Source organism: Candidatus Cardinium sp. cByotN1, assembly GCF_022810525.1.
Classification (GTDB): domain Bacteria; phylum Bacteroidota; class Bacteroidia; order Cytophagales; family Amoebophilaceae; genus Cardinium.
The window spans coordinates 1-6,779 of sequence record NZ_JAACGG010000054.1 but is presented as its reverse complement, the minus strand read 5'-3'; the positions used below and the strand labels follow the sequence as shown (position 1 = coordinate 6,779).

The 6,779-nt window shown below is 34.5% G+C and carries 4 protein-coding genes; 3 read left to right on the top strand and 1 reads right to left on the bottom strand.

Features of this window, described 5'->3' with window-relative positions:
* Positions 1 to 137: 137 nt before the first annotated feature.
* The gene (locus MUW73_RS01640; RefSeq protein WP_243575191.1) at positions 138 to 704 is read right to left on the bottom strand and encodes a hypothetical protein; all 567 of its coding nucleotides are present in this window, start codon (positions 702 to 704) and stop codon (positions 138 to 140) included.
* Positions 705 to 864: 160 nt separating this feature from the next.
* Here MUW73_RS01640 and MUW73_RS01635 point away from each other — a divergent pair, with 160 nt between their 5' ends.
* From MUW73_RS01635 to MUW73_RS01625, 3 genes are all read left to right on the top strand, one after another.
* Positions 865 to 4,623, top strand: a complete 3,759-nt coding sequence (locus tag MUW73_RS01635) for a baseplate J/gp47 family protein (protein ID WP_243018262.1) — start codon at positions 865 to 867, stop codon at positions 4,621 to 4,623.
* A 2-nt stretch (positions 4,624 to 4,625) separates the two neighbouring features.
* On the top strand, positions 4,626 to 5,372 hold the full coding sequence (locus tag MUW73_RS01630) for an adhesin (protein ID WP_243018261.1): 747 nt from the start codon (positions 4,626 to 4,628) through the stop codon (positions 5,370 to 5,372).
* A 144-nt stretch (positions 5,373 to 5,516) separates the two neighbouring features.
* Positions 5,517 to 6,155 (top strand): hypothetical protein, encoded by a 639-nt coding sequence (locus tag MUW73_RS01625; RefSeq protein WP_243575190.1) that lies wholly within the window; start codon positions 5,517 to 5,519, stop codon positions 6,153 to 6,155.
* Positions 6,156 to 6,779: the final 624 nt, after the last annotated feature.

The window sequence follows — 6,779 nt, the reverse complement described above, 5'->3', positions numbered from 1 at the left end:
CTTAAGTTGACGCCATTGACTGTTCAAGTCAGTGGCAAATAAGATGTTTTTAACTTACTTTTTTCTTGATAAAGAAGTAGTTAAAACATTAAAGTAGCTAAAACATTCCTTAATAGATAGCGTAAACAAAATGCCATTTAAGGCAGCTGCTTTTCTTCTAAAAATTTACTGGAGAAGAATTTTCCTACTATGTAACCCATAGATGCTGCCACTACAGTTAAAAATAAATCTTTTTCTAGCTCTAGAAATAAAAACAAAATCTCTTTTTTCTGGTAGACTACTAAAAATAGATCTAAATAAAAAAGACAATACAAACAAGTAAATAAAATCCATGTGGTAGAAATGGTTTTTTCACTTTTTATTTTTTTAACCCAAAAGCCAAACAACACGATAGCACCAGCTGAAAGTAGCAATAGTAAAAAAGAAAAGATTGGATACAACAGCAAATTGGCTAAAACATTGTAACAAAGTGCCAAACCACCTAATATGTTTTGGATTGCTCCTTCTGAATGGGTATCTTTTTTCAGTATCTCATCTAGAGAATCAGAGGGCGTATCTTGCCCCGCAGGCGTATCTTGCCCAGTAGTAGTATTCGAATTAGGATCTAATTCCGTAAGTTGTAAAGTTTGAAAAACTATATTCCCTTTGTACCAGGATGGCATAAGATCATTTAATTTAAAATTTGTTGCTATACAGACAACCATGCTGAATAAATAGGATAAAAAATACATAAATTTGAAGCTTAATTACTTTTTTATAAATCGTTTTTGGGTTAGATTAATGTTAGAGCATAGCGATCATCTACTTAATCACGTTTAGCTACTCAATATCTTAATTTTTAGAAAAAGATCATAGTTTAAATATATGAATATTCAAAAGAAGTTTAATATTTTATTTACTAGAAGAGGTACCTGCCATGCTGAACGCTTACTACCTGAATTAGTAGACAACAATCTATTGATTAGTGATAGACAATTTAGTGATCACCTGCGATTCCTCTATCTATATACAGATTTATTAGCCTATTATGATAACAATAATCAACGCATAGATCAAAATATCTGGCGAAGGTTTTTAGAGCAAGATGATACGGTTATACGTTCCCTCATTCTACACACTAATATCGATACTTTAAAGAAAATTATTCATAAAGATTTTTCAACACTGCGGCATACCCATACAGAGATTGCAGCAAGCAAGTCTATGCATCATATCTTGGTAGTGGCTCGAGAGTTAATCATTTTATTAGATTACTGGTATAAGAATCTATCTAACATAGATGTGGTTCGAGTAAAGTTACATACGATTATACATGAAGAAATCAATACCCATATCAGTAAAATATACAAGGTTCTGCAGCAGCATAGTCAAGCCAGTACTAGCCAAGCTTTTATAGATTTTTCTGTTTTTCTTTATGAAAAGTGCCATAATGCTTCTTTATGGGAACTAAAATCTAATTTAGTTTATGATGAAATAAATAGTAAGGAACCTAATGACCAGCAAGTTATCGATATTTTTGATGATTTTTTTGATGCTGTTTTTAACACTATTTATAAATTAAAGCAGCTATCTGCTAGTGATTATTTTGACACCCTATCTTCTCAAGATAAAGAGCCACATATGGCTCTTTTGATCGCTTTTCTACAATTACTACAATATGCAGATGCGCACCTTAATCACATTCCCCAAAGGACACTAGATCACTATTATAGACATGTGCTAAAATTCAATAATAATCCGTCTCTGCCGGACCAGGCCTATGTTCACTTTTTACTTAGCCCGAATCATCCTTTTGCTTTTGTACCAGAAGGAACTCGTTTAGTGGCAAAAAATCCAGTTAATGGCGAAGATATTTTATTTGAAACACAAAGAAATATAACGATAAATAAAGCTAAAATCGCTCAGATTAATACCTTATTGATTACTAAAAAGCTTGATAAAGAAGGCTATAAAACAGTTGAAATAGCTACTACTACCTATGATCATCAACAATTAAAGTCACTTCCTTTTCAGCTCTTTCCTACCCCAAAAGATAATGAACAAGTCAACAAGCACTCGAATGAACAATTGGCTGTATTGGTTGGTTCACCCTTATTTCATCTTGCTGAAGGCATGCGTACCATTGATATAAGATGGCAATTTACCTTCGAATCGTTTCAAGTATTAATGAATCGTAATGTTAATAAGGATATACCTAGTGTAGCATTTTTAAAACACTTGTCAAGTATGCTGTATGCTATGTCACACATACAAGTTACCACTAAAGAGGGGTGGTTCAGCATACCAGAAGAAGCTGTAGCATTGGCATTTATTGAAGAAACGCGTTGCCTACACATTAGTCTATCTTTAAATGCCGAAGTGCCTCCAATAGAAACATTGCCTGCTGAATACCAAGGTGACCTAGTAAATCCTGGTACGCCTAGTGTATTTGTTGGCGTACGTAATCAAGCATCGCTTACTGGCCTCTACCTTTTAAATGGCTTGATTCTTGAAAAAATAGATCTAAAAGTTCGTGTGGAGGGTTATCGTGGGTTGGTGCTTCAAAACCAACTAGGCATTATTGATAATAGTCAAATTTTTGAACCTTTTGGTCCATTGGCCAAGCTAGATAGCAGTTTTTATATAGGCAGTGGAGAAATTTTCTCTAAAAACTTGACTGACTTAAAAATACATATCAAATGGGATAGTCTTCCTACCGTAGAAGGAGGCTTTAAATCTTATTACGATGCCTATCCCACTATAGTAAATAACGATGACTTCAAAGTAAATATTGCTTACTTAAATCACCAACACTGGCATCCATCTCCCGCCTCAAAAAGACAAATTGTGCCGCTTTTTCACGCTATAAAAAATAATCAAGGTAGTGAGCAGTTAGATCATCTTAAAACCATTCATGATATTGACTTAGCTGCATTACGGATCACTAAATCAAACCATCCGCCCGATATTTCAGTCTATGGTCCTAAAACAGTATCCGGTTTTTTAAAATTACAACTATGTGCACCCGAACAAGCTTTTGGCCATGCCATCTATCCTAATCTTATGAGTAGTGTACTGGTTAAAAATGCACAAAAAAAGAAAGAAGAAGCTGTAACTGTTTTGAATGAACCTTATACACCGCTTATAAAATCCATTACAGTTGACTACGAAGCAGAAGAGTCTATGGTATTAACCTCTCCCCCTGGGGAAGAAGAAGAAAAGTACTTAAATAGCTTCTTTCATATTTCTTCTTTTGGCTATTTAAAAACTTTTCCTAGTAGGGTAACTACCCCATCTACCTTATTACCATTGGTAGAACAAAGAGAATCATTTATAGCTTTTGGGATAGAAGAGCTCAATAGCAACCACTTATCTATACATATAGCCATTGGCCAGGCTAATCCAGATCAAGAAACCCAGCAGCCTAAATGGTTTTATTTGTCTGATAATACCTGGTTACCCTTTGAAGAGGCGATTGTGCTAGATGGAACCGACGGCTTATCTAAATCAGGTCTGATGATTTTTGATTTATCTAACCTACCCAGAAAGATTAACACAAACAATACCCGCATGACCCCAGGGTTAATCTGGATTAAAGCACAGTTTATGGATAAGAAAAGAGCCTTAGTCACTATCGTTGGGGTCTATACGCAAGCAGTTGCCGTATCAAGGGTTATGGATAAAAATGGTGTCTTTTCTGCTCCATTACTCCCTGAAAAAGCCATTCAACAATTACAGCACCCTATAGAAGGCATTGAGTTGGTCCTACAACCTTTTCAAACCTTTGGTGGCAGACAGTTCGAAAATCATCAAGCTTTTTACAGAAGGGTTAGCGAACGTTTAAGACATAAAAATAGAGCTATATCAGTCTGGGATTATGAACGAATCATTCTTGAAAAATTTCCAGAAATTTTCAAGGTAAAGTGTATCAATCACACAGCAAGAAGTACCCATAATATGGTAAATCCTGGCTATATAACCATTGTGGTAATGGCTAAAGCAGGCCCTACTCTAGGTATGCCCTCTGTTAATAGGCAACTGTTAATGGAAATAAAAGCTTATATTCAAAGTGTAAGTACACCATTTGTAAAGTGCGAAGTAATCAATCCTACCTATGAAGATGTTAAGGTTAACGTTACTGTTAAGTTTAAGCCTGGTTATGAGAAAGGATTATTTGTAAATTTGTTACAACAAGATTTACATAACTTTTTTTCTCCGTGGATGTTTGACCCATCAGCGGATGTCCAGTTAGGCGGTAATATACCTACTTCTAAAATTATAGACTTCATTAATAATCGTTATTATGTAGAAGGGATAGGAAATTTTTCTATATTGAAATATGTAGGTGCTCCTCCAGACTTAAAACTAGACAAGGTAACGACTTATGATAGCCATTTATTTGCCGTTTATCCATGGTCTGTTATGGTTTCTGCAAAAAACCACAAAATAGCGGTTGTAGATAAGTTTGGTGCTGCTGTCAAACTACGTCATGGTAGTATAGGCGATATGGCTATTGCTGAAGATTTTATAGTAGGCCCATGGGAACGTCCTAAAGAGCCGGAAGATAGATCATCTGTAGATACAGATACACCCATACCAACTATAGAAGAATACTGTTTAATTACTAAAAAATATGAGAACTAATCATGGCAATCACTAGTAGAGAAGCACTAAAGAAAAGCTTTGAAAAAGGATCTATCCCTACCCAACGTGACTTTGAGGATTTGATAGACTCAATGTTTCACAAACAAGATGATAAAATTATCTCTCAAGATCACGGATTAAGTTTATCTCCTAAAGGGAGCTCCTCTAAGCTTATAACTTTTTTTAACAATTTGAATGATTTTAAACCTACATGGAGTATTGAACAATACCCTAAAAACACCCCAGATTTTGGTTTTAATCTTGTTGATAAACAAGGCGAAAGCAGGTTTTTTATTCAAGCTGATGGGCATGTTGGTATAGGAACCACTAATCCCTCTGAGCAATTAACCGTAAACGGCAACGTTAGCATGCATGGACGTAGAGGTGCTTATGCCACTGGTTCAGTGCCTGGTGATGGGAATTGGTATAGTATTACACCACCCTTAAATGCATGCCATGCATTTGAAGTAATCGCTAAAATTAGTAAAAAGGGACGGGGTTTACATGCTATGACCCATGCTATAGCACTAAGCACATTTGGCAATTCGGATAATAAGATTAACCCTATACAAGCCTATTATGGCAGTTTCAGAAATAAAATTAATCTTCGCTGGATTGGAGATACCTTCAATTATACGCTGCAAATAAGAACTCAACGTGATTATGGAGAAGATAGTATGATTAAATACTATGTAACTAATTTATGGTGGGAAGAAGAAGAGGAGCATGATGATCCGATACAAGAATAAGCCATTTTAAAGGTATTTTTTGTATGTAGCTTTACCACATCTGCATTGATTTAACCTCTATCGGTATAAGGCTCAATAGCTACTTAGTTTCTTGAAAATTAACCATTTTTAGGTGACTAAAAAATATATTTATAAATTTATCAATTGGAAATCAGTAGTATATCAAGTTTTTTACGTACTATATCTATCACTATCTTTTTGGCAGGTTTTAACCACTCACCGTCAAAAAAGGCTATTTTAAAGGCTAGCAGTTATGAAACAGTCAATGAAGACCTATCTTCAAGAAAATCTCATAAGGGGGTATGGTCTATACCTACTGGTCTAGGGGTTCACTGGAAACCTAAAGCTGATGCTGAACGAACAAATAACAGGTGGGTGGGCTTTTTTGCTACTACAGGTATAAAATGGGAGAAACTATTGTATAAGCGTTATACATTTTCTGCTGGACTGTTATGGGGGCTATTTTTACCTGATATGTTTATGGTAAAGAAAGAGATACCATTCCATATAAATTTGGGGATCATCAATATCACCATACCTTTTAAAGTAGCACTTTTTTTACCTATGACCTCTTTACAGCTGGGTTATTTTTTCAATAGTAAGTGGCACTTCTCGTGTGGACTAATCTATTGTTATGCTTTGGAATGCAATATAAATTATTTGCTTTTTTCAAAAATAGCTATTAATGGAAAACTTTGTCTTTTTCTAGATAAGTTTATAAAAAATCATGGTATACATTTAGGCTTTGCAAGCATAGGGATAGATTATAAATTATTTAGGTGATACAGCAGTATTTGTTCATAACACTTTAAAAGTGATTAAATCATATTGATTTTTTTGGTATGTATGCTTACTGTTTTTAACAGTATTGTTATGCCACTCAAGCCAACCAACTAAGTTACAAGGCATTTTTTTCTTTCTATCTAGTCCCGATACAATGGTGAGTTCATTTTCTTTTTACTTTTTGCTTGATAAAAAGTAGTATAAAAAAGCCTTTTTTACTCAAGTCGGGAACAGATACCCTTAGCCCAAAAAATCAAAAAAAATAACACTAGAACCAATACTACAATTATACTATCAAGTTATCACAACGGACTCATTCCCAGAGAGGTAATAGATTCTTAGAAGGAGTCATCTCTTTGTACCTAGTGACTAAATTTTATTACTAACTTCAATTCAATGCAGGATAAAGTTTTGGTATTTATGAATAAATTTTGTTATATTTGCATAGTTAAATACAGAGGAAAGTTATTCAATCTTTTATAGTTAATGATGACCCGTATTTAACGTTTCCGTTCACCACTATGGCTTATGCTAGAAAAAAAACGCGCCCTTTGAAAAAAGTGCGATCAGAAAGCGCAGTTTACAGATGAAAAGAAAAACAGTTGCCGGGATGGATTGCAGGTA